Source organism: Corynebacterium coyleae (assembly GCF_030408635.1).
GTDB classification, from domain to species: Bacteria; Actinomycetota; Actinomycetes; order Mycobacteriales; family Mycobacteriaceae; genus Corynebacterium; species Corynebacterium coyleae.
Genome location: NZ_CP047198.1, coordinates 1,846,320 through 1,867,702, shown reverse-complemented (window position 1 = coordinate 1,867,702; position 21,383 = coordinate 1,846,320). Strand labels below are relative to the sequence as shown.

The following is a 21,383-nucleotide window of genomic DNA, read 5'->3' as shown; positions in this document are numbered from 1 at the left end:
TATCGCAGCGCCAGACCCGCGCGACCAACCTAGTCGCGCGGGCCTAAAACGTGCCGCCTAGAAGGTTCCGCCGCGGTTGGAGGGGCGCCCGCCGGAGAAACCTCCGCCACCACCGCCGCCGAAGCCACCCCCGCCGCCGCGGGATCCGCCGCTGTAGCCCCCACCGCCTCCGCCGCCGGAGAGCAGCGTGCCCCACAGCACAGCCCTGGCCAGCGAGTCGGCGGTTTGGCGGTTGCGGGCCGCTTGGTAGCGGCGCACGTCGTCGTTGGCGGAGTTTTCGGCGCGGCGGGCGGTGTCGGTGGCGGTGCGGGCGGCGTCGATAGCTGCACGCGTGTCGCGCACACGCAGCTGGATCGCTTGGGCGTGCTGGCGCTTCGCCTCGGCGAGCAGGGTGCGGGCGTCGGAGCCGATGATGCGGCCACGCGAGCGGATCAGGTCCTCGGCGCGCTGGATCTGCGCGGCACAGACCTGCATTTGCTGATCGAACAGTTGCAGCGCGCGGGCCTGGTCGCCGGCGACGCCGCGGGCACGGTCGAGAGCATCGTCGATTTCGGCGTCCATGTTCGCCAGTTCCTCGTAGAGGGCAAGTGGGTCGGTCTCGGCGCGGTTGCCCATCGCGTCGAGCATGCGCTGGGCCTTGGCGGAGACGGCGTCCAGGGCGGCGACGTCGATACGCGCGCCCTGCTCACGGGCGCCCTTGACTGCTTCGATGTCGCGGAGTTCGGCGCGGATTTCGTCGATAAGCGCTGGCAAATTGGTTTTCGCCGCCCGGATGTTCTCTTCCGCGTGCTCGATCGCGTTGAGGTTCGTGTCGGAGACCTCGACGGCGTGCGACGCCGCGGCGAGCGTGTCCAGCAGCGCGCCTTGGCGGCCGGCGGGCTGGGCGGCGAGGGTGCGGGCGTCGTTAAGTGCCTTCTCGGCTTCGTCGAGGGAGGCCTGCGCAACATCGACGTTGTCCACGATCGACGACAACATCTCCGGCGCGTGCGTCTCCCGCAGTTGCGCAAGGGTGGCGCGGGCCGGCTCGAGGCGCGCGCGGATGTCTACGGTGCGGGCGAGGATCTTGTCCACCTCGTCGGGGGCGCGCATGAGCACGCCGCGCATGTCGTTGAACTCAGCGGTTTTGTCGCGAAGTGCCTGTTCAGCCTTTCCTGACGAGGAGATGATGTCGACGAGCATGGCGCGTTTTTCGGGTTCGGTTTCGGGGATGGCGTCGTAAAGTTTCTGGTGCGTGGAAAACGCGCGCTGCAGGGTGCGGGTGGCCTCGTTCATGGCGGAGGTGAACGGGCGGACGCGCTCGGCGCCGAATTCGGAGGTGGCCAGTTTCAGCTCCTCCTTGCCTTGCGTGATGGATTCGTCGGCGGACACGAGCGCGTCGCGTGCGACCTCCTCCAGGGTCGCGGTGGGCAGGCGGCCGAGCGAGTCAGTATCCGCCGGGTCGAGCGCCTTCGCAGACGCGATCTGCTTCGCTTGCTGCTTGCGCGAGCCCTTGCGTGTTGCCGCGTACATGCCGCCGCCGGCGAGCGCCGCGACACCGAGGCCGCCTGCGACCCAGCCCACGCCGTCACCGTTGCTTGACGACGACCCACCCACCGACTCAACCGCATTCAGCGCCGCCTGCGACCAATTGAGTTGGGTTAGCTGCGCGTAGGCGGCGTCGTTCATCCGGTCGATCTCGGCCTGGGTCCATTCTTCGCCACCGCCGACGTTGTAGGCGCGTTCGTCGGGGGAAATCACCAGCACGGCGGTGTTGGAACCGTTCGCGGCGACGGCCTGGTCGACCCAGTCGGACGGGGTGATGTCGCCAAAGGTACGCAGGAACACCACCCGCACCGACTTGCCCTGGGACTGGCTGACCTGCTGAATCGCCTGCTCAATCTCGGCGCGCTCGCTATCGGTGAGCACGCCGGCGTCGTCGGTCACAGGCTTGGTCAAAAGCCCTGGCTGGACGCTAGTTTCCGTGGCTACGCCTTGCGCAAGCGCGGGCGTTTCGGCAAAACCTGAGGCGGGCGCTGCGAGAAACAGCATGCCGCCGACGGCGAGGACGCGAAGGTAACGGCTAGTCATGCGACTAGGGTAGCGCTTCGTGTACGCCTATAACGCCGACGATACGAAACGCCGCACCGCTGAGGGGCCGAAGGGGGCGCAGCTCGCGCCGGATTCGCGCGGTGCGTTTGCGCGTGACCGGGCCCGGGTGCTGCATTCGGCGGCGCTTCGTCGATTAGCAGACAAGACCCAGGTTGTTGGCCCGCGCGACGGTGACACCCCGCGCACGCGCCTGACGCACTCGCTGGAGGTCGCCCAGATTTCGCGCGGCATCGGCGAAGGGCTTGGCCTGAACCCCGACCTGTGCGAGATGGCCGGGCTCACCCACGACATCGGCCACCCGCCGTACGGCCACAACGGCGAAGTGGCCCTCAACGAGGTCGCGCCCCACGGCTTCGAGGGCAATGCGCAGACGTTGCGCATCCTGTCGCGCCTTGAGCCCAAAGTGCTTATCGACGACCACTCGTACGGCCTCAACCTCACCCGCGCCTCCCTCGATGCCGCCGTGAAATACCCCGTGACCCGCACCAACCCAGACGGCACCCTGAACCGCAAGTACTCCGCCTACGACGAGGATGCAGCGGTGCTTGCGTGGGCGCGCGAAGGCCACACCGACGACATGCCGCCGATGGAGGCGCAGGTGATGGACTTTTCCGACGACATCGCCTACTCCGTCCACGACGTCGAAGACGGCATCGTCTCCGGGCGCGTCTCCCTGCAGGTGTTGTGGGACTTCGTCGAACTCGCCGCCCTTGCCGAGAAGGGCGCCGCCGCCTTTGGTGGCGACGCCGACTCACTCGTCGACGCCGCCGACCGCCTCCGCGCCCTGCCCGCCATCGCAGCCGCCGCCGACTTCGACTACACCTTGTCCTCTTGGGTTCGCCTGAAGGGGCTGACGTCGCAGTTGGTGGGGCGCTACATCGGCGGCGTGACCAAGGCGACCCTCGAGGGGAACGCTGCGGGCGCTGGCATTGCGGGCGCTGGCACTGCGGGCGCCTCGGGTCCTGCTGCAGCCCCGGGCGCTGCGAGCGCTGCGGGTGCCTCGGGCCTGATGGGGCGCCAGCACGGCCGCCTCATCGTCCCGCCCGACGTCGAGGCCGAGGTTCGCCTGCTGAAAACCGTCGCGGTGCTCTACGTCATGGACGTGCCCGCCCATCTTGCGCGCCAGGACCGCCAGCGCGACCGCATCTACCGCGTCCACGAGTACCTGCGCGCCGGCGCCCCGGGCACCCTGGACACGATGTTCCGTGCCTGGTTCGAAGCGGCCGACACCGACGCCGAGCGCGAGCGCGTGATCATCGACCAAATCGCCTCCATGACCGAGTCGCGCCTCGAACGCACCGCGAAGAAAGCCAGCGCCTTCGAAGGCTTCTACTAAGCCCGCGCGGTCGCGGTAGATTAGCCGAAGAGCCGGCTGAAGAAGCCGCGCTTGCTCGTCTTGCCCGCGTCGCGTGGGCATTCGCACCATTGCCCCGGCGCGACGCCAGCCTTGACCTGGTCAACGTGGTTGCCGCAGCCTGCCCAGGTGGTCTTACCGCAGGTTTTACAGGGGACGGGACGGCACATCGGTGTTCCTCTCGCTTACAGATATTGCGAGTGAGCCTATACCGCGCCGAGGTGGAATACGGCGAAAAGTGAGCTTAGGAGCAAACCCGAACTCAGCTGGCCAGATGAAAAAGGGCTTCGAAGCGAGTTCGGGTTTGCCCCTAAGCTGCCAATCGGACACCTTCCACTCCTCGGAGCGGGGCTCGGGGAGGCTACAGGCGCGCGGCGATGTCGGCGAGCGCGGCGCGGGTGCCGATCTCCCCGGGCAGCCACGGCAGTTCCACGCGCGGCACGTTGGGCAGTTTCGCGTCCAGAAGAGCCAGCGCTTCGTCTTCCACGGCGCGCCGGGCGGCCAAGAACTCGCCAGCGCTCGAGCCAGCGCCAGCCCCAGCAGTGTCGGCGGGGCTGCGGCGATTGACGACGAGGCCGGAGACGCGGATGTGGTGTTGGGTGAGGTCGTCGTAAAGTTCGGTGCTCTCGAGGACCGGCAGCCGCTCGGCGGTGAGCACGATGGTGAACGTGCAGCGGGCCGGGTCGGTAAGAATGTCGCGGAGGCGCTCGAACTTGCGGCGACGGCGCAACAATGTGGTGCGGATCTGCTGGTTGCGGCGCTGCACCGGGTCCTCGTCCGCGCCACCGAGGCCACGCAGGGCGCGGGAGAACTTGTCGGACTGTTCGCGCCGTTGCATCAGCCCGCCGGTGTATGCCGCCATCAACTCGGGCAGGGCGAGCAGGCGGGAGGTGTGGCCGGAGGGGGCGGTGTCGAAAATGATGTGGTCGACGCCTTGCGTGTCCACAAGTTCCGCCACGCGTTCCAGCATCGCTGCCTCGTGCATGCCGGGGGAGTTGTGTGACAGGTCCAGGTGGCGGCGGATTTCGGGGTGCATGCGCTCCGGCATCATCGCCCGCATGGACTGCTCGACTTCGGCGAGGTGGCGTTCGGTGGTGGTGGCGGGGTCGAGTTCGACGACGCTCAAGCCGGGTTCGAGTTCGGTCGGCGTGTCGGAGAGCGACACCGACCAGATGTGGCCGAGGTTGTGCGCCGGGTCGGTGGACACCAGCAGTACGCGCCGGCCGGCTTCGGCGAGGCGTACCGCGGTGGCGGCGGAGACGGTTGTTTTGCCAACCCCGCCTTTGCCGCCGAAGAACATCACGGGTGCGGTTTCTAGCAGCATCGCACGCCATCCAAGGGGGAGTGGGACATGCCCATGCGGGTGTGCCAGGCGTGGAATTCGTCGTAAAGCAAAGGCATGAGCTCGAGGGTGTAAAAGGAGGCGGGGTTGGGGATGCCGAGCGTTTCGGAGGCGACGAGCAGCGTGAACAGGTCGTCTTCTTCGCGGGCGGCGCGGGCAAATTCTCGACGATAGGGCGCCTTGTAGAACTCGTCCAGGCCGGCCGCGAAGGCTTTAAAGCGCTCGAGCATCGGCAGCGTCCGCGTCGGCGGCAGCGTGTTCGCCGGGCATGGTTTCGTCGTCACGCCAGATCACTGCGGGCTCGCGGCGTGCCTTCGCGATCGCCGTGAACGCTTCGACGATGACCCAGATTGCGCAGCAGATGATGATCACGTCGAGGACGAGTAGCAGCCAGTTGCCGGAGTTGTAGAACGTGCGCACCTGCAGCACGGCAGCCCACAGGGACATGATGGTGACGAACACCAGCGGGACGAGCACTGGCCAGGAGGGGCGTCGCAGTTGGGTGAGCATGATCGCCACGATGGACAGGGTCAGGCCGGCCATGAGTTGGTTGGTGGTGCCGAACAGTGGCCAGATGAGCATGCCGCCGGAGCCGTCGATGCCCATGGAGAATGTCAGGCCGAGTGCGCAGCCGACTGCGATGATCGTGGCGACGAGGCCGGAAAGTTTGAAGCCCATCAGTTCGCCGATTTCGGAGACGACGAAACGCTGCAGGCGGATACCCGAGTCCATGGTGGTGGCGGCGAAGAGGACGGCCATCGTCGCCAAGATTGTTGCGGACAGGGACTGCGGGATGCCCAGGCCTTCGTTCATTAGCGCGCCGCCGCCTTGGATGAAGGCGTTGACGCCGCCGGCGTTCCATTCGCTGTAGATGGTTTCCCAATCCGTGATGGTTTTGAAGCCGGCGGTCGTCGCGATGATGGTGCCCAGCGCGAGCAGGCCTTCGCCGACTGCGCCGAAGTAGCCGACGAAGCGCACGTCGGTTTCCTTATCGATCTGCTTCGACGACGTACCCGAGGACACAATGCCGTGGAAGCCCGAGATCGCACCGCATGCGATGGTGACAAACAGGAGTGGGAAGATGCCGGGGGTGCCGTCGGGGACGGTGTCGCGAAGTGTCGGGGCGACAACTTCCGGGCGGACGATGAAGAACGAGCCGTACAGAATGATCAGACCGACGAACAGTTGCAGGCCGTTGATGTAGTCACGCGGCTGCAGCAGCACCCACACCGGCAGCAGCGAGGCGATGAACGCGTAGAGGAACAGGAAGATGATCCACCAGCCGCGATCCGGGATGCCCAGCATGACTTCGGGCAGGGCGAGTGGCATGCGGTCGCCGAGGATCATCAGGCCGTAGAGCGCCGCCACACCGACGAAGGACACTAGCGGCAAGTTCCAGTTGAAGCGGTAGATCGCCTGGCCGATCAACAGGGCGACCAGGATCGCGCCCCAGGTGGGGATGACGGCGGTTGGGGTGGAGATCAGCAGGTTGGAGATCACCACCGCGAAGGCCGTGTTGACCATGAGCAGCAGCAGGAAGATCACGATGAGGAACAGGTTGCGTCCGCGCGCGCCGATGTAGCGCCCGGACAGCGTGCCAATGGAGTGCCCGCGGTGGCGTTGCGACGCCCACAGCGCCCCCATGTCATGCATCCCCGCAAAGAACACCGTGCCGAGCGTCACCCACAGGAACGCCGGCACCCAACCCCAAATCACCGCGACGGCCGGGCCGATGATCGGTGCTGCGCCCGCCACGGAGGTGAAGTGGTGGCCCCACAGGACGTATTTGTTGGTGGGCACGTAGTCCACGCCGTCTTCCATGGTGTGGGCGGGCGTGGAGTAGGCGTCCGAGAGTTGATACACCTTTTTGCCCAGGAACTTCGAGTACAGCAGGTAGCCGGCGGCCATCATCGCGAGGCCGACGAGCACTAGGATGAGCGAGCTCATGGGCGTCCTCCATTCGTGTCGTGGTTCACAGTTTGCGAATTATGACACACAGCACACTTTTAAGTTTCCATTTGGGGTGTTTTTATGCGCTGTTTTATGTGAACGGGATGTCTGATACCCCTCGACTTCCGCGCGATGACCGCATAAGTTTGCGTAGTAGAACTTTTCTAGCTGTATCGAAAGGCGAAGGCATTTGTTTGATCGCGTGGAACGAATGACTCGAGCGTTTCCGTGGATGGTCTCGCTTTCCCCGGACGACCGAGAGGCGTGCGCGCGTGACCTTCGAGAAGCGATTACTTCGGAAGACCCCAGCCTGCTGGCAGCCGAGTTCACAGCATGGAAGGAAACTGCGACTGCTATAGCCGAGGGGGTTGATTGCAAAGAGTTGGAGTGGCTCGACCCGTCAGATGACGCGTGCGTGGTTACGCGACCAGCGTGACCCCTTCTTCCTCAAACACTGCGCGCATTTTGCTTGTCGACGACCCCTCCACCCCGGAGCGTCCACACCGGGCCACATCCCCCGCCGGGGTGCACATGTGCGAAAACTGAGCTTAGGGGCAAACCCGAACTCGCACCGACGGCGATTCCTACCGGCCTTCACTGCGTTCCACTGCGGTCCACTGTGGTCGTGCCGCGCATCCGAGTTCGGGTTTGCCCCTAAGCTGCCAATCGGACACCTTTCACCCCTCAGGGCGGTCGCCTCACCGCGCTCAAACAGCGCTCACACACCGCCCACACAACGCGCTCACACAGCCGGCGACCGCCTCACCACTCCCACTTTGGCAGCGAGTGCTTATATATGACGGCATTACGCGCCCGGCCTACTTCCCTCATGAAAAGGTCCGGTCTGAAGAACAGATCTGAGAAGTCCCAGCGCACTGTCGGGAAGTTGTGGTGCGAAGTCCAGGAGGCGCGTGTGTCTTCGGGGAAACCGAAGTCGGAATCGAAGCCGGTGGCGTCGTCGATGATGATGGCGATGTTGCGCATCCCGCCGCAGTCGACAATCAGAGGCCCGGATGTGACCCATGGTTTTAGGAACACCGGGTAACAGTCAATCCGGTGTGAGGAGAGGACGGCGCGGGCGAAGCTGTACCGGTACTCGGGCAGCGGTGTCACACCAGCGACCATTCTGTGCGCCCGTTTGAGAATCTCAGGCCGACAGCTTTCGAACCCGTCGATGTAATCGTGCACTGTGCGGCGTGAGTAGTGCGACAGGACCCAATCGGTTGCTGTGAGTTGGTCGGTGATGGTGCCGAAGCGGAATAGGTCGATGTAGGTGCGGAGTCGGTCGGTGTAGCGGATGTTTTGGGCGGTGATGGTTTCGTCGTCACGCACGGGCACTGAGCGGAATCGTGTCCGGATGGGCCATTTGCTTTTGGCGGGCGGTTTTCCGGATGGTAGTGCGACGTCGACGGTCCAGTCTGTGAGTGGCCCGATCCACATGCCGTGTTGTACTGCGGCCCAACGGCCAAGAAGGATTGCTTTGCGGCTGTCGCGCGAGACTCCCGCACCGCGGACCAGCATTTGATCGCGCAGCGGGAGCGATTGCCACCATTCTTCCTCGACGGTGGTAGTCCGCGTTACGTAGCGCGGGTTCGCGCTGGGCGCGTTGGCTTGCTCGTCAAAATCTTCTCTCAACCCCCGAAGGTGAGCCATTTCTGCATACCCCATGCAAGCCAGTATCGCGCCTGGCGGCTGCGTTGGGAACCCCTCGCGTGCACAATATAGTGGACATTTCCGAGTTCGGGTTTGCCCCTAAGCTGCCAATTCGACCCCTTCATCCTCAAACACTGCGCGCATTTTGCTTGTCGACGACCCCTCCACCCTCCAGGAAGCCACCACCACCCGTTTCACTTGGGTTTCCCGCAGGAGGTCGGCGAGCGCGTCGAGGTTTGTGGGCACGGGCCGGTCGGCGGGATCTTTGGGGCCGTAGGCGGCGGTGAGGATGCCGCGGGCGAGGTCCTCAAGCGTGTGGACCGGGTTGGCGAGAAAGATCGGGTTCATCAGTTGACCTCCATTTCGCAGAAGGATTCGTAGTGGTCGTCGGTGTAGTACCAGGCCTCGACGCCGGAAGCGTCGCCGCCGGTGACGATGCGCCTCGCCCCGCGGTGGCGCAGCCCCGGCGTGTCCACGGTGTACTCGCGGTAGTAGTTGCGGGACTCCTGGGGGAGGACGCGTTCGTAGTTGCCGAAGCGTTTGTCGTCGTTGGCGGGGTAAGGGAAGGGCCCACCGGCTTCGATGAGGTCGACGGTGTCCCAGGCTTCGACGGGAAGTGAGCCGCACGCTGGCAGCCCCGAGGCGGTCGCGGTCGACGACGCGGTGGTGGTTTTCGGGGTGGGTGAGGGGGTCGTCGATACGCAACTGCTCAACGCGAGGCAGGTCAGCAGGACAATCGGGCGCTTCATAGGCCCATATCGTTGCACACGCTACGATGAGCGCCATGGCAAGGGGCAGAATTCCGGATAGTGACATTGAGGCTATCCGTCAGCGCGCACCGCTCGACGAGATTGTGGGCGAGTATGTGCAGTTGAAACCTGCCGGGCACGATTCGCTGAAGGGCCTGAGTCCGTTCAAGGACGAGAAGACCCCGAGTTTCCATGTTCGCCCTGCTCACGGGTACTACCACTGCTTCTCTACGGGCAAGGGCGGGGATGTGTTCTCGTTCTTGATGGAGATGGAGCAGTTGACCTTCCCGGAGGCCGTGGAGGCGGTTGCGGATCAGATTGGGTACCGCATTAATTACCAGGGTGGGTCGACGGGTGCGCGTGATGTGAAGCCGGGTACGCGCCAGCGGCTGCTGGCGGCGAATAAGGCGGCGCACGAGTTTTACCGCGAGCAGTTGGAGACGCCTGAGGCGAAGGTCGCGCGCGATTTCCTGCTTAACCGTGGTTTTTCGCGCGAGTTGATCATGGATTTCGAGTGCGGTTACGCCCCCGACGGTTGGGACACGCTGACCAAGCACCTGCTGCGCAAGGGTTTTGAGGTCCAGGAACTCATCGACGCCGGTATTTCCTCGCAGGGCAAGCGCGGGCCGATTGATAAGTTTCGCCGTCGTTTGATTTGGCCGATTAAGGATGCCGCGTCGAACACGATCGGTTTCGGCGCGCGCAAACTTTTCGACGACGACCCCATGGGCAAGTACATGAACACCTCCGACACGATGCTGTATCACAAGTCGAAGGTGCTGTTTGGCATCGATAAGGCGAAGCGCAACATTGCCACCCAGCACCAGACGGTGGTGGTGGAGGGCTACACCGATGTCATGGCCATGCATGCCGCCGGCGTGACCACCGCCGTGGCCACCTGCGGTACCGCGTTCGGCTCCGAGCACATGAGCCTGATCCGCCGCCTGATGCTCGACGATAATTTCTTCCGCGGCGAACTGATCTACACCTTCGACGGCGACGAGGCTGGCCAGAAGGCTGCGATGCGTGCCTACAACACCGACACGGAGTTCGGCGGCCAGTCGTTTGTGGCCGTCGCCCCGGACGGCATGGACCCTTGTGACCTGCGTCTGGAGAAAGGCGATAGCGCTCTTCGCGACCTCGTCGCCTCCCGCATCCCCGTCTACGAGTTCGTCATCGAGTCCCTGCTGAAGAATTACTCCCTCGATTCGGCCGAAGGGCGCGTCCAAGCTTTACGGCGCACCGTCCCCGTCGTCGCCTCCATCGACGACAAAGTTCTCCAACAGGAATACGCCCGCCGCCTCGCCGGCTGGGTGGGCTGGCCCAACCCCGACGAAGTGCTGGAACAGGTCCGCGCCGAGGCGAAGAAGCCGAAAAAGGAGAAGCGCCAGCGCGTCTCCCTCGCTGCCCGGCAGGCCGCCGCAGGTCCCGACTCCTCCGGCCGCCAGGCGGAATTGCTCATCCCGCCGCGCCCCGACGACCCGATGCTGTGGCCCCAGCGCGAAGCCTTGAAGATCGCCCTGCAGCACCCGTCGAAGGCCGGCAATTACTTCGACGGCATCAACCCGGACGCCTTCACCAACGACGCCTACCAGCAGGTCCGCGAGGCCATCACCGCCGCCGGCGGCTGCGCCCGCGCGGGTGACGGTGTGGGCGCTGGTGCCGCTAGCTCCGCTGGTGCCGCTGCTGTCGCAGGGCCCGCGGGATCTAGCTCCACCGACTCTGCCCCCGACGGTGGCGCCTCCTGGATCGCTGCCGTCGCCGGTGAGATGCGCGATCTTTCCGGCCGCAACTTTGTTTCCGAACTCGCCGTCGAACCCATTCACGCCGACGACCTCGACGAATACGCCGACTCCGTCCTCTCCCGCCTGCAGGAGACCCGCGTCGGCGAGCAGATCGCCCAGCTCAAGGCGCAGCTGCAGCGCATGCGCCCCTCCGACGACGAAGAGGCCTACAACGCCCTCTTCTCCGACTTGGTTGCGTTGGAGCAGGCCCGCCGGGACCTCAACGACCGCGCCTTTCGCGGGCGCTAGACCGGCCACACCCCGCTTTACTTATTTCGTTTGTGTAAAACCCCGCATATCCGCGTGTCGGTTTTTACACTCCGCGCAGGTCGCAGCTCCCGGCCCTGCAACATTTTGCATCGCCCCGAAGCGCCACGAGCAGGTCAGCCCGGCCCTGTCTGCTTCACCGATGACCGCAACGCAGGGTGAATATGGGCCAAAAAGTGAGCTTAGGGGCAAACCCGAACTCGCTGCGCCGCATTAAATGCCCAGTACAACGGCAGTATCGACCGGCCTCACTAAAACCGGTTCACGTGTCAACCCTTGGTGACATACTGAACCTCTACGCAGTATCGTCTTGGGCAGAGTTTGGTTTTCGCAGAAAGAGTGAAAAGGAGGTGGGCCGATGAACACGCCGCGTGTTTCGGTCACGCCTTCCGTTTTGCAGTGGGCCGCTCGTCGTACGGGTTTGGATGATGATGAGTTGCTCAAGCGTTTTCCAAAATTCGATTTCTGGTTGGAGGGGGACGCGCAACCCACGCTGCGTCAGGCACAAGACTTGGCTCGCCGCGCCAAGATTCCGTTCGGGAGGTTGCTGCTTAAGGAGCCCTCCGGGGAAGATACTGGTGTTGCAGATTTCCGGACTGTCAGGAATTCTGCGCTGGGGGCGATGAGCCCAGATCTTCAAGAGGTTGTTCTCAAAGCGCAGCAGCGTCTGGCTTGGTACTCGGACTATGCAAAGGATGAGGGGATTGAACCCCCGGCCTTTTTCGCTTCCGCCTCGAGTTCTCAGCGTCCTCAAGACGTCGCGCTGTCCATCCGCGAGCATCTCGGGTTTGATGCTGACGTCCCATTTCCGGGGTCGGATAAAGCGCGCGCCTTGGTGATCGCGATGGAAGAAGCAGGGGTGTTGGTGGCTCGAAATTCGATCGTGGAGAGTTCGACGAAGCGTCGTTTGAGCGTCGATGAGTTTCGTGGATTCACCATTGAAGACGATGGTTTCTGCCTCGTCTTTATCAACACTCGGGATGCAAAAACCGCGCAGTTGTTCAGCCTCGCGCATGAGCTTGGCCACGTTGTGCTCGGAAAACCGGGTGTTTCCGATCATGCGGACGGCGTGCAGTTGGAGCGATGGTGCAACCAGTTTGCGTCCGAGCTCATTGCTCCAGCATCTGCAGTGCAGAAGCTTTTCGACGACACCATGCCGACCAAAGACGAAGTCGAACGACTCGCCCGCCGCTTTGGCATGAGTAGGGAAGCCATGCTCTGGCGCCTCGAAGAATTGGAGCTCATTGATCAAGAGGAAGCACGTCGCGTACTGCCTTTGGTGAAGCACACTGCAGAGCGAGCGGGGAAGTCCGGTGAGGGGGCGCCGCCGCACCACGTACTCGTTCGTTCCCGGGTTGGTGGGAGATTCTTTGACACGGTTACGCAGGCGGCGGTGAACGGCCAGATATCGCAACGGGAGGCTGCGCGGTACCTAGGAACCAATTCAAGCGAGTCGTTCGCGAATCTGGTCAATGCACGCCAGGTGCGGGGCCGGGAAGCGGTGTAGCTGATGTATTTGGTGGACACCAACTTCTTGGGCACCTTGGCCAGTGTTTATCCGGATACTGTGTTTCCGACGCTTTGGGAGAAACTTGAAGTTGCGTTGTTCTCCGACGGTGTGTACTTCCATGATGAGGTGGATAAAGAGCTTGCTGTGTGGGGTGCTCCTGAGTACGGCTGGTATCAGAAGAATGTCCGCCAAAATCAAATAATTTTCCCTGATCAAAAAGAGATCGATTGTTACCAGGAAGTCGTGGAATGGGTAGTGCTGGGGAGGAAGCCCAAGTACCACGAAGCCGCGGTTACGGAGTTTCTCAATGAGGCCGACTCATGGTTGGTGGCATCGGCATATCGCTACGGCGCGACCATCGTTACTAACGAGGCGTCGGCGCCTAACAGCCTAAAGAAGATAAAGATCCCTGACGTGGCTGTGCAGTTCAAGGTGCCCTGTATCAGTGCACTCGAGTTCCTTCAGCGGTTGAATATCAAGATCTAAAACACCCCCACCAAACACCAAAGCCCGGCGAGTTCGGGTTTGCCCCTAAGCTCGCCGGGCGACATATATACCCCCTGCGTGGGCTCGACAGGCAAGCCCAAAAACTCAGCGCTACTTTGCCTCGCGACGAGCAAACTCCCGCAACGCCCACTCAACCGCATCCAGAGGCAGCGAAGAGTCGTAGGCGTCCCGAGCGGCGGTCAATGCGTCGAGGTACTCCTTGTATTCGTCGGCGGTCCAGTCGGCGTCCTTCGCCAGGCCGGCCAGACGCGCGCGGTTGGAGCAAATGATCGCCGGTGCAGCAGCGCCATCCGACGAAGCAGCAGCACCAGCAGCATCCTGCTCACCCGCCAGGAAGTACGCCACGGCGGACGCGTACTTCGGTGCCAGGCCGGTGGCGGCCAAGGAGGCGTAGGCGTCGACAGGCGACAACCCGCCTAGCTTGCGGATCGCGCTCAGCAACTTGGAAGCGTTGCCCTTGTTGCGCAGGAACGCCTGCATTTGCATGACCTGGTTGGATTGGCCGGCGATGTAGGCAAAGCAGGCGCCGAGGAAGTCGATGATCTGCTCGCGCGCGAAGTCGGAGGAGCGGACATCCGAGGCGAAGGAGAAGACTTCGGCGCGGGTGATGGAGGCGGTGGCGTCGTCGCGGAACGGTGGGACGCGGCGGAGATGGTGGGGCCACCCGGTTTTCCAGCGGATGGGGGAGAAGGTGACGGAGTCTTGCAGTGCGTCTTGGGCGCTGGGTTTGATGGCTTCGAGTGCTTCGGCGATCTGAGTCATGCGCTCCATCATAGAGGCCTTAGACTTCCCTTCATGACTGCGACCGTGTTGCTTCTGGATGCCCGTTGGCCCGACATGATCCCACTCAATCTTGCTGGCCAGATTCGTGGTCGTGTGGAGTTTTCGCCGGAGGTGCCGGTGTCGGTGCGGTGGGCATTGGATGTCGTAGACGGCGACGGGCATTGGATTGTGACTACGGATCCGAAGTTCGCGGAGCGTGTGCTTGACGACGACTCCACCGCCCTGATCAAAGTCCCTTCCCTCGAGGATCCTGTATTGCAAGCTGTGGAGACGATGCGTGAGGCGCGGCGCCGGGGTGAGTGGGAGCAGGAGATGACGCACGAAAGCCTCCTGCCGTTTTTGGCGGAGGAGGCTGGTGAGGTCGCCGAGGCGATTCGCGCAAAGGCACCCGACGCGGAACTCAAGAACGAGTTGTCGGATGTGCTCCTGCAGGTGTTGTTCCACGCGGAGATTGCCGATGAGCGGGGTGCCTTTGGGTTTGGTGATGTGGCGGGGGCGTTCGTCGATAAGATGCGCCGCCGTGCGCCGTATTTGTTCGACGGGTCAGACGGGCCTGTGGATAAGGGGACGCAGGACCGTCTGTGGGCCGAGGGGAAGGCTAGCGAATAGCCGGCAGTGCCGGGATGAGGGTGCGGATGTCCGGAAGGCCTGCCTTGGAGGACATCTGGGAGGAGCCGGCGAAGAGCTGGTCGAGTGGGGTGACCGGGTCCGGCTTGACGATGCCGCACTCCAGTGCACGGTCCGCCACCGCACCGACGGTGCTTGCGGAGACGAGGCGCAGCGCTGCGTCGTCGCCAACGACGGTGTTGAGGTTCATGACGAGCTGGGTGCGGGTGGTGTCTTTGTTCACCATGCGGGTGGCGGTCAGGCCGGTGCGAAGGCTGTCGCAGTTGGTGTTGGCGATGTTGCCGTTGAGCAGGCGGACGAGTTCGAGGGTCTGTGCCTTGGCAGGGGTTGCGGTGCCTGCGAAACCGGTGACGGCGATGAGGCCTGCTGCGAGTGCTGCGGTGATGCGGCGCATGGGGTGTCCTTTCGGGGAAGTTTGATAGGTCGCAAAGCATCATAACTGTTACAGCTGTGATTGTTGTGGTTTGTGTGAAGATTGTTACTTCCGGCACCGCCCAACCCTCGCATCACGCCCCAACCGCACCCGGTACACTCTGCGCCCATGATCACACCGCGACGCATTGCTCGCGGCTGTGGCTGCGTGGGCATTCTTGGCGCGGCCACGGCCGTTATTCTTGTCGTCGCGCTTATCGCGTGGCTGCTGTCGGCCTTCAACTTCGATACAACAGAGCCGAAGCAAAAAGCCCCGCTCACGGTCCCACCTGCGGCTGCGGAGGCGCCCCCGCGTATGGACGTCCACGCGCCGGGCAGAACCTCCGACCAACTCTTTGACTGGTCGCAAAGCATCGGCGAGGCCACGAACATGTCCGGCCAGGCCGTGCGCGCCTACGCCAACGCTGCGCTGATCGCCGAGGAAGCCTGGCCGCACTGCAACCTGACCTGGAACACGCTTGCCGGCATCGGCTGGGTGGAGACCCGCCACGGCACGTACGGTGGTCGTTTCGACTACTCCAAACTGGACGAGAACGGCTACCCGCAACCGCCCATCATCGGCCCGCAACTGAACGGGGACGGCTTTGCCAAGGTTCCGGACACCGACCACGGTCAGCTGGACGGCGACACGGAGTTCGACCGCGCCGTCGGCCCGATGCAGTTCATTCCGGAGTCTTGGGCGCGCTTTGGTCGCGACGCCAACGGCGATGGCACCCCGAACCCCCAGCAGATCGACGACGCCGCCTTAGGTGCCGCGAACCTCCTGTGCAATTCCGGCGGCACACCCCGCGACCTGGCCACCGAGGAGGGGTGGACCCAGGCCATCTATGCGTATAACCAGTCCAGCGACTATTTCGCCCGTGTGCGCGACGCGGCGGCCAACTATGCCATGAACCAGCCTGCCCACCGGTAGGGCAACGGCTAGACTTGTTGTCGGAATTTTTCGCCAAGTCATTTTCCAAGCCTATATCCACGTTAAGGAGAACTCATGGCTGACATCATGCACATCTTTGCTCGCGAGATTCTGGATTCGCGCGGTAACCCGACCGTGGAGGTGGAAGCGCTGTTGTCGGATGGCTCGCATGGCCAGGCTGCGGTGCCGTCGGGTGCGTCGACGGGTGAGCATGAGGCTCACGAGCTTCGCGATGGCGACGACCGCTACGACGGCAAGGGTGTCCTCAAGGCTGTTGAGAACGTCAACGAGACCATCGCGGATGCCCTGATTGCGTTTGAGGCGGATGATCAGCGTCTGATCGACAACACGATGATCGAGCTCGACGGCACCGACAACAAGAAGAACCTGGGCGCGAACGCTTTGCTGGGTGTGTCCATGGCTGTGGCGAAGGCTGCCGCTGAGGCTGCCGAGCTGCCGCTGTTCCGCTACATCGGTGGCCCGAACGCGCACACCCTTCCGGTGCCGATGATGAACATCCTCAACGGTGGCGCACACGCCGACTCTGGTGTGGACGTCCAGGAGTTTATGATCGCCCCGATCGGCGCGGAAACCTTCGCTGAGGCGCTGCGTATGGGCACTGAGGTCTACCACGCGCTGAAGTCCGTGATTAAGTCCAAGGGCCTGTCCACGGGTCTTGGCGACGAGGGCGGTTTCGCCCCGTCCGTCGACTCCACCAAGGCTGCGCTCGACCTGATCGTCGAGGCGATTGAGAAGGCAGGCTACAAGCTTGGCGACGACGTCGCGCTCGCCCTCGACGTCGCCTCCTCCGAGTTCTACGAAAACGGCACCTACAACTTCGAGGGCGGCAAGCACTCCGCCGAGGAGATGATCCAGGTGTACGCGGACCTGGTGGAGCAGTACCCGATCGTCTCCATCGAGGACCCGCTGGATGAGAACGACTGGGACGGCTACGTCGCCCTGACCGAGAAGCTTGGCGACAAGATCCAGATCGTCGGCGACGACCTCTTTGTCACCAATCCGAAGCGCCTCGCCGAGGGCATCGAGAAGGGCGCTGCGAACGCCCTCCTGGTCAAGGTGAACCAGATCGGCACCCTCACCGAGACCTTCGACGCCGTCGAGCTCGCACACCGCAACGGTTTCCGCACCATGATGTCGCACCGTTCCGGCGAGACCGAGGACACCACCATCGCCGACCTGGCCGTCGCTCTGTCCTGCGGCCAGATCAAGACCGGTGCCCCGGCTCGCTCCGAGCGTGTGGCGAAGTACAACCAGTTGCTGCGCATCGAGCAGGTGCTTGGCGACGCCGCCGTGTACGCCGGCCGCAACGCCTTCCCGCGCTTTAAGAAGTAAGCGCTAACGCCACGAGCGTCTGGCGTTCATTCGGCCCTTCCTTGCTACTGCTGCAGGGAGGGCCGTTTCTGTCATCTCTCCGACAATGACGCAGCAAAACTGATGTTTGTATCACTTAGGGAGATACAATTGCATGAAATGTCTGATACAAACATCAGTCGAGGTGGTGTAGATGGATCGTGGTGACGCACTTTCGACGCTAGAAATGATCGCGTCCGATCAATGGGGGATTGTTACGACCGCGCAGGCGGCTCGCGAAGGAATCACTCGGTTGCAGTTGTCCAGGCTGACGCAACGCGGGGACCTCCAGCGCGCTCGCCAGGGGGTATATCTGCTTCCGTCGCACCAGGGTGGTCCGCAGGACGGAATTCGGGCCGCGTGGCTTTCGCTTGAACCGAAGAGCTTTATTGATGAGCGCTGGGATGAACGCGCCCCCTTGGTTGTGTCACATGAATCTGCGGCACGCATTCACGGCATAGGGCGTTTGATTCCCGCGCAGTACACCTTTTCCACACCAGGTACGAAGCAGACACGGCAGGAAGGTGTTCGTATTCGTACTGGTCGCGAGATTTCTGATGCTCGGATCGTTTCTATCGACGGGCTTCCGGTGACTGATGTAACTCGAACGGTCGTGGACCTCGCCGAGGCAAAAATTGAACGTGGCTACCTAGCGGACATTGTTTCGGATGCCCTCCGAAAAGAGGGTGTGCGTATCGACGACTTGGCTACCCAACTGAATCCGTCTTCCCGTTTTTATGGGGCGACGTCAGGCAAGAATCTCGTAGCTGAACTATGTGCTGAGGCCTCCTCGGTCGAGGACATCATCGAACGCAGAAACCGTTACGTACATAGCATCGACGGTCTGGTAGATCGACTCTCTGACGATGAAAAGCAAAAAACGATACGGGATAATTTGCTGATTCTCGCCACACTCTTGGAGTCAGTCACGGATCCTCGATCAAGTCCCCTGTAGTGGCGAAGGAGCCATTGGCCAAGGTGTGCCGGTCGTGTTTGACGGTTAGGGGAGCGGGATCGTCTGTGCGGGCCGTGCCGAACCGCGAAAAACCTTGCACCACATCTAAACTATCTTCCTATGAAGAAACGCCCGTCCTCCGTGCCTGTCGCGAGCCGCGACGCGGAGCGTGCCCAGCGCGCTGCAGAACGCGCGCAACGCTCCCGCACGAGGCGGGCGCGCGTGTTTCCAAAGCAGGACATGGCTAGCGTGGTCATCCTGATCAGCGTTGTCCTGCTGGTACTGCTGGCTATTGCCGCGCCGCTTCGGAACTACTACGAGGGCCGCGCCGAGATCGCCCGCGCCCAGGAATCCATCGAACGCCTGGAAGCACGCAAGCAGGCGCTTGAAAGCGACATCGCCATGTACGAAGACGATGCCTTCATGCGCCAAGAAGCCCGTCGCCGCCTAGGCGTGGTGGAAGAGGGGGAGACCGTCTGGCGCATCCTTGATCCGCGCATGTCCGCCCCCGACAACATCACCACCGCCGCCGACGAGATCCCGGACGACCGCGAGTGGTCCGAGGTGCTGTGGGATTCCCTCCGCGACATCCCCGAGGCAGAGGTTCCTGAATCCGAGGCACCTGAGTTTCCAGGGTCCGAAGCGTCCGAGCAAGAAGCGCCGCAACTCGACGCCCCGCAACCGGAGGCACCAGCAGCCCCCGAACAACCAGCCGGAGATGCTCCCGCCGAAGCGCCTGCACCTGACGCTCCTGCGCAGTAGCGCGAAGACGCTAGTCGATAAACCCGAGTTCCCGGCTCTTTGCCAGCATCCGCGGAGCAAGTTCTGCATGGTTAACTGCCGACCATTGCACGCGCACGCCATCGCTTAGTCCGAGCGCCTGAACAATTTGGGCGAGCTCGTCAAGATTATGAGCAATCACCGTGCCATCGGCAGTGTGCAACACTTGGTCTTCGGTCCAGTACACGCCCGGGCTTGCTGTTAGCGGGCCGTTCTTCAGAATGCGCGTTACCGCCTGGATGTACCCGGCTGTAGCCACCGTATGTGCGCTGTGCAGTGGGGGAGGTGGAATCAAATGGCGGGTCTCCGTGCCGGTTGACACCAACGGGAATTCAGGGGTTGGCAGCGCGCCGGGATGCAACGCAGGAACGCTCATTAGTCAACCTTTCTCGAGGAGCAGTCTGTTAAATAATGACAAATAACCTCGAGGTGTCCCAATCCGGGTCAGCCAACCCCTTCAACGCCGTGGTGGATTGTGGTTCATGAAACAATGGGCCTCATGCATACTCCTCCCACCGATGAACAGCTCGCCGTTGTCGCTGAGCAGCTCGGCCGCACCCCTCGCGGTGTCCTCGCGATTGCCTACACCACTCCCGACGATCAGCCGGCTGTGGTGAAAACGGCGCCAAAACTTGACGACGGCACCCCGTTCCCCACCCTCTACTACCTCACCGATCCACGCCTTACCGCCGAAGCGTCACGCCTCGAGGTAGCTCAGGTGATGAAGTGGATGGAAGCCCGTCTCAACGCCGATTCTGATGAGGGCGAAGCTTTGCGACGCGACTACCTCTCCGCCCACGAACACTTCCTCGCAGAGCGAAACGCCATCGAGGACCTCGGCACCGACTTTTCCGGCGGCGGAATGCCGGAGCGCGTGAAGTGCCTCCATGTGCTGATTGCTTACGCGCTCGCGGAAGGTCCGGAGCGTGTCCGCTTCGGCACCGAGGCTGTCGCCCTCGCCGCAGAGCATGGTGGTCTGCGGGGTACAGCGATCCCGGAGGATTGGCCGACGCTTGAAGATCTCGGCATCACACTTGCCGAAGCAGGGGAGGGGCTGCAGTGACCCGCGTCGCAGCCGTAGACTGCGGCACCAACTCCATTCGCTTGCTTATCCACGACACCGAAACCGGCGAGGTCTCCCGTCGTAACACCATCGTGCGCCTCGGCGAAGGTGTCGACGAGACCGGTGAGTTCGCGCCAGAAGCCATCGAACGCACCCGTGCAGCACTTGCGGACTATGTCACAGAGATGCAGCGCGAGAACGTCACCCGCGTGCGCATGGTGGCTACCTCCGCCACGCGCGACGCGGGCAACCGCGAGGATTTCTTCGCCATGACCCGAGAACTCCTCGGCAACATCCAACCGGGTACTGAAGCCGAAGTGATCTCTGGCGAGGAGGAAGCAGCACTCTCATTTGCCGGCGCCACGGCCGACCTCGACCCGGAACGCGGCCCGTTCTGCGTGATTGACCTCGGCGGCGGATCCACCGAGTTCGTCATGCAGACCGCTGACCAACTGCATGCAGTTTCCACCCAGATGGGTTGCGTGCGCATCACGGAGAGGTTTATGCGTACCGATCCGCCCACCGCAGAAGAAACCGCTGCCGCTCGCGATTACATCAATGAGCGGATCGCCGAAGCAGCAGAGGTGGTGCCGTTTGCCCAGGCGAATACTTTCGTCGGCTGTGCCGGGACATTCACGACGCTCTCTGCGCTTGCTCAGGATCTCGATTCCTATGATCCGAAACGGATCCACATGTCGGAGATTTCCTTTGACCGTATCCGCGAGGTCACAGAAGACCTGCGAAGCAAGACTGCAGAGGAACGTCGGAGCAATCCCGTGGTGCATCCAGGGCGTGCCGATGTCATCGGCTCCGGCTCCACGGTGGTTGAGCAGCTCATGGACGTCTTCGAGCGCGAAGCTGGCGCCACCCGCTTCATCATCAGCGAAAAGGACATCCTCGACGGGATCGTCGTTGGGTTGGCTTAATCCTGGTCCGGCTCGTAGATCGTGTCCTCGATCTGCTTGTCCGAACCGCCACGGAGCTTTTGCCCTTGCACAGGTCTTTAACTTTGCGCATGCGCGGCTCCGGATCGATCTTGTTCGCGATAGCCCGGCGGGCGGAGGCAGTGACCTGCTTGGTTACCGGCGAGTTGGCAGCAGCCTGCGCGGCGTTGACGATCTGGTGGTAGTCCTTCCGGCCGGCTTTCGTGCCGAGCAAATACCCGGCGGCGGCCCCGACAACGTATTGGCACATGGTGGTTAGCTTGCAAGCCGACATATTTCATTGGCCGGTTGTAACGTTTGAAATGAGCTAC

The 21,383-nt window shown here is 62.9% G+C and carries 23 protein-coding genes; 12 read left to right on the top strand and 11 right to left on the bottom strand.

The window, feature by feature from the left end:
• Positions 1-57 precede the first annotated feature (57 nt).
• Complete coding sequence (locus CCOY_RS09015; RefSeq protein WP_092100433.1) at positions 58-2,067, bottom strand: TPM domain-containing protein; 2,010 nt, start codon at positions 2,065-2,067, stop codon at positions 58-60.
• A 19-nt stretch (positions 2,068-2,086) separates the two neighbouring features.
• On the opposite strand from CCOY_RS09015, the gene CCOY_RS09010 reads away from it, so the two are divergent.
• Entirely contained in the window at positions 2,087-3,424 is a 1,338-nt protein-coding gene (locus CCOY_RS09010; protein ID WP_092100431.1) for a deoxyguanosinetriphosphate triphosphohydrolase, read from the top strand.
• 20 nt (positions 3,425-3,444) lie between these two features.
• Here the strand turns inward: CCOY_RS09010 and CCOY_RS12220 are convergent, their stop codons facing one another.
• From CCOY_RS12220 to CCOY_RS08995, 4 genes are all read right to left on the bottom strand, one after another.
• The gene (locus CCOY_RS12220) at positions 3,445-3,612 is read right to left on the bottom strand and encodes a DUF8730 family Cys-rich protein (protein WP_494337218.1); all 168 of its coding nucleotides are present in this window, start codon (positions 3,610-3,612) and stop codon (positions 3,445-3,447) included.
• A gap of 191 nt (positions 3,613-3,803) precedes the next feature.
• A complete protein-coding gene (locus tag CCOY_RS09005; protein ID WP_092100429.1) occupies positions 3,804-4,766 on the bottom strand; it encodes an ArsA family ATPase in 963 nt (320 codons plus the stop codon).
• Positions 4,757-5,014, bottom strand: coding sequence for a cory-CC-star protein (locus CCOY_RS09000; protein WP_070421363.1), 258 nt, complete (start codon positions 5,012-5,014; stop codon positions 4,757-4,759). The genes CCOY_RS09005 and CCOY_RS09000 overlap by 10 nt, the downstream gene beginning before the upstream one ends.
• Positions 4,998-6,731 (bottom strand): carbon starvation CstA family protein, encoded by a 1,734-nt coding sequence (locus tag CCOY_RS08995; RefSeq protein ID WP_092100426.1) that lies wholly within the window; start codon positions 6,729-6,731, stop codon positions 4,998-5,000. The genes CCOY_RS09000 and CCOY_RS08995 overlap by 17 nt, the downstream gene beginning before the upstream one ends.
• Before the next feature lie 214 nt (positions 6,732-6,945).
• Here CCOY_RS08995 and CCOY_RS08990 point away from each other — a divergent pair, with 214 nt between their 5' ends.
• Positions 6,946-7,170 (top strand): hypothetical protein, encoded by a 225-nt coding sequence (locus tag CCOY_RS08990; protein WP_070569554.1) that lies wholly within the window; start codon positions 6,946-6,948, stop codon positions 7,168-7,170.
• A gap of 326 nt (positions 7,171-7,496) precedes the next feature.
• On the opposite strand, the gene CCOY_RS08985 is transcribed toward CCOY_RS08990, so the two are convergent.
• The 3 genes from CCOY_RS08985 to CCOY_RS08975 all read right to left on the bottom strand — a co-directional run bounded on the left by CCOY_RS08985 (position 7,497) and on the right by CCOY_RS08975 (position 9,136).
• Positions 7,497-8,402, bottom strand: a complete 906-nt coding sequence (locus tag CCOY_RS08985) for a hypothetical protein (protein ID WP_290180737.1) — start codon at positions 8,400-8,402, stop codon at positions 7,497-7,499.
• A gap of 84 nt (positions 8,403-8,486) precedes the next feature.
• Complete coding sequence (locus CCOY_RS08980) at positions 8,487-8,735, bottom strand: hypothetical protein (protein WP_092100420.1); 249 nt, start codon at positions 8,733-8,735, stop codon at positions 8,487-8,489.
• Positions 8,735-9,136: a guanyl-specific ribonuclease gene (locus tag CCOY_RS08975; RefSeq protein WP_092100418.1), complete on the bottom strand. Its 402-nt coding sequence runs from the start codon at positions 9,134-9,136 to the stop codon at positions 8,735-8,737. The genes CCOY_RS08980 and CCOY_RS08975 overlap by 1 nt, the downstream gene beginning before the upstream one ends.
• A 35-nt stretch (positions 9,137-9,171) precedes the next feature.
• Between CCOY_RS08975 and dnaG the strand changes: the two genes are divergently transcribed.
• The 3 genes from dnaG to CCOY_RS08960 all read left to right on the top strand — a co-directional run bounded on the left by dnaG (position 9,172) and on the right by CCOY_RS08960 (position 13,183).
• A complete protein-coding gene (gene dnaG, locus CCOY_RS08970) occupies positions 9,172-11,169 on the top strand; it encodes a DNA primase (RefSeq protein WP_092100416.1) in 1,998 nt (665 codons plus the stop codon).
• Between the two features lie 376 nt (positions 11,170-11,545).
• Positions 11,546-12,694 carry an ImmA/IrrE family metallo-endopeptidase gene (locus CCOY_RS08965; protein WP_092100414.1) on the top strand — a complete coding sequence of 383 codons (1,149 nt, stop codon included), beginning with the start codon at positions 11,546-11,548 and terminating at the stop codon, positions 12,692-12,694.
• Between the two features lie 3 nt (positions 12,695-12,697).
• Complete coding sequence (locus CCOY_RS08960) at positions 12,698-13,183, top strand: DUF4411 family protein (protein ID WP_092100412.1); 486 nt, start codon at positions 12,698-12,700, stop codon at positions 13,181-13,183.
• Positions 13,184-13,294: 111 nt separating this feature from the next.
• Here the strand turns inward: CCOY_RS08960 and CCOY_RS08955 are convergent, their stop codons facing one another.
• Entirely contained in the window at positions 13,295-13,966 is a 672-nt protein-coding gene (locus tag CCOY_RS08955; RefSeq protein ID WP_092102779.1) for an 8-oxoguanine DNA glycosylase OGG fold protein, read from the bottom strand.
• 33 nt (positions 13,967-13,999) lie between these two features.
• Between CCOY_RS08955 and CCOY_RS08950 the strand changes: the two genes are divergently transcribed.
• Positions 14,000-14,596, top strand: a complete 597-nt coding sequence (locus CCOY_RS08950) for a MazG nucleotide pyrophosphohydrolase domain-containing protein (protein ID WP_092100410.1) — start codon at positions 14,000-14,002, stop codon at positions 14,594-14,596.
• Here CCOY_RS08950 and CCOY_RS08945 read toward each other — a convergent pair.
• A complete protein-coding gene (locus tag CCOY_RS08945; protein ID WP_092100408.1) occupies positions 14,586-15,008 on the bottom strand; it encodes a hypothetical protein in 423 nt (140 codons plus the stop codon). The genes CCOY_RS08950 and CCOY_RS08945 overlap by 11 nt on opposite strands.
• 147 nt (positions 15,009-15,155) lie before the next feature.
• On the opposite strand from CCOY_RS08945, the gene CCOY_RS08940 reads away from it, so the two are divergent.
• The 4 genes from CCOY_RS08940 to CCOY_RS08925 all read left to right on the top strand — a co-directional run bounded on the left by CCOY_RS08940 (position 15,156) and on the right by CCOY_RS08925 (position 19,047).
• Positions 15,156-15,959 carry a lytic transglycosylase domain-containing protein gene (locus tag CCOY_RS08940; protein WP_092100406.1) on the top strand — a complete coding sequence of 268 codons (804 nt, stop codon included), beginning with the start codon at positions 15,156-15,158 and terminating at the stop codon, positions 15,957-15,959.
• Between the two features lie 75 nt (positions 15,960-16,034).
• Positions 16,035-17,312 carry a phosphopyruvate hydratase gene (eno, locus tag CCOY_RS08935; RefSeq protein WP_092100404.1) on the top strand — a complete coding sequence of 426 codons (1,278 nt, stop codon included), beginning with the start codon at positions 16,035-16,037 and terminating at the stop codon, positions 17,310-17,312.
• Positions 17,313-17,484: 172 nt separating this feature from the next.
• The gene (locus CCOY_RS08930) at positions 17,485-18,285 is read left to right on the top strand and encodes a type IV toxin-antitoxin system AbiEi family antitoxin domain-containing protein (RefSeq protein WP_092100402.1); all 801 of its coding nucleotides are present in this window, start codon (positions 17,485-17,487) and stop codon (positions 18,283-18,285) included.
• A 120-nt stretch (positions 18,286-18,405) separates the two neighbouring features.
• Positions 18,406-19,047 carry a septum formation initiator family protein gene (locus CCOY_RS08925; RefSeq protein ID WP_092100400.1) on the top strand — a complete coding sequence of 214 codons (642 nt, stop codon included), beginning with the start codon at positions 18,406-18,408 and terminating at the stop codon, positions 19,045-19,047.
• 10 nt (positions 19,048-19,057) lie between these two features.
• Here the strand turns inward: CCOY_RS08925 and CCOY_RS08920 are convergent, their stop codons facing one another.
• Positions 19,058-19,441, bottom strand: a complete 384-nt coding sequence (locus CCOY_RS08920) for a hypothetical protein (RefSeq protein WP_092100398.1) — start codon at positions 19,439-19,441, stop codon at positions 19,058-19,060.
• A 123-nt stretch (positions 19,442-19,564) separates the two neighbouring features.
• On the opposite strand from CCOY_RS08920, the gene CCOY_RS08915 reads away from it, so the two are divergent.
• Together CCOY_RS08915 and CCOY_RS08910 are read left to right on the top strand one after the other, a co-directional pair.
• Positions 19,565-20,128, top strand: a complete 564-nt coding sequence (locus CCOY_RS08915) for a DUF501 domain-containing protein (RefSeq protein WP_092102776.1) — start codon at positions 19,565-19,567, stop codon at positions 20,126-20,128.
• On the top strand, positions 20,125-21,054 hold the full coding sequence (locus CCOY_RS08910; RefSeq protein ID WP_092100396.1) for a Ppx/GppA phosphatase family protein: 930 nt from the start codon (positions 20,125-20,127) through the stop codon (positions 21,052-21,054). Before CCOY_RS08915 ends, CCOY_RS08910 begins: the two co-directional genes overlap by 4 nt.
• The last annotated feature ends 329 nt before the right edge of the window (positions 21,055-21,383 follow it).

Excerpts from the sequence above, each read along its gene's own strand:
- CCOY_RS08965 (WP_092100414.1), top strand. The coding sequence starts at position 11,546 with ATGAACACGCCGCGTGTTTCGGTCACGCCTTCCGTTTTGCAGTGGGCC.
- CCOY_RS09005 (WP_092100429.1), bottom strand. The coding sequence starts at position 4,766 with ATGCTGCTAGAAACCGCACCCGTGATGTTCTTCGGCGGCAAAGGCGGG.
- dnaG (WP_092100416.1), top strand. The coding sequence starts at position 9,172 with ATGGCAAGGGGCAGAATTCCGGATAGTGACATTGAGGCTATCCGTCAG.
- CCOY_RS08990 (WP_070569554.1), top strand. The coding sequence starts at position 6,946 with ATGACTCGAGCGTTTCCGTGGATGGTCTCGCTTTCCCCGGACGACCGA.
- CCOY_RS08925 (WP_092100400.1), top strand. The coding sequence starts at position 18,406 with ATGAAGAAACGCCCGTCCTCCGTGCCTGTCGCGAGCCGCGACGCGGAG.
- CCOY_RS08920 (WP_092100398.1), bottom strand. The coding sequence starts at position 19,441 with ATGAGCGTTCCTGCGTTGCATCCCGGCGCGCTGCCAACCCCTGAATTC.
- CCOY_RS08985 (WP_290180737.1), bottom strand. The coding sequence starts at position 8,402 with ATGGGGTATGCAGAAATGGCTCACCTTCGGGGGTTGAGAGAAGATTTT.
- CCOY_RS12220 (WP_494337218.1), bottom strand. The coding sequence starts at position 3,612 with ATGTGCCGTCCCGTCCCCTGTAAAACCTGCGGTAAGACCACCTGGGCA.
- CCOY_RS08955 (WP_092102779.1), bottom strand. The coding sequence starts at position 13,966 with ATGACTCAGATCGCCGAAGCACTCGAAGCCATCAAACCCAGCGCCCAA.
- CCOY_RS08995 (WP_092100426.1), bottom strand. The coding sequence starts at position 6,731 with ATGAGCTCGCTCATCCTAGTGCTCGTCGGCCTCGCGATGATGGCCGCC.
- CCOY_RS08930 (WP_092100402.1), top strand. The coding sequence starts at position 17,485 with ATGGATCGTGGTGACGCACTTTCGACGCTAGAAATGATCGCGTCCGAT.
- CCOY_RS08940 (WP_092100406.1), top strand. The coding sequence starts at position 15,156 with ATGATCACACCGCGACGCATTGCTCGCGGCTGTGGCTGCGTGGGCATT.
- CCOY_RS09000 (WP_070421363.1), bottom strand. The coding sequence starts at position 5,014 with ATGCTCGAGCGCTTTAAAGCCTTCGCGGCCGGCCTGGACGAGTTCTAC.
- CCOY_RS08915 (WP_092102776.1), top strand. The coding sequence starts at position 19,565 with ATGCATACTCCTCCCACCGATGAACAGCTCGCCGTTGTCGCTGAGCAG.
- CCOY_RS08950 (WP_092100410.1), top strand. The coding sequence starts at position 14,000 with ATGACTGCGACCGTGTTGCTTCTGGATGCCCGTTGGCCCGACATGATC.
- CCOY_RS08960 (WP_092100412.1), top strand. The coding sequence starts at position 12,698 with ATGTATTTGGTGGACACCAACTTCTTGGGCACCTTGGCCAGTGTTTAT.
- CCOY_RS08945 (WP_092100408.1), bottom strand. The coding sequence starts at position 15,008 with ATGCGCCGCATCACCGCAGCACTCGCAGCAGGCCTCATCGCCGTCACC.
- CCOY_RS08975 (WP_092100418.1), bottom strand. The coding sequence starts at position 9,136 with ATGAAGCGCCCGATTGTCCTGCTGACCTGCCTCGCGTTGAGCAGTTGC.
- CCOY_RS09015 (WP_092100433.1), bottom strand. The coding sequence starts at position 2,067 with ATGACTAGCCGTTACCTTCGCGTCCTCGCCGTCGGCGGCATGCTGTTT.
- CCOY_RS08980 (WP_092100420.1), bottom strand. The coding sequence starts at position 8,735 with ATGAACCCGATCTTTCTCGCCAACCCGGTCCACACGCTTGAGGACCTC.
- eno (WP_092100404.1), top strand. The coding sequence starts at position 16,035 with ATGGCTGACATCATGCACATCTTTGCTCGCGAGATTCTGGATTCGCGC.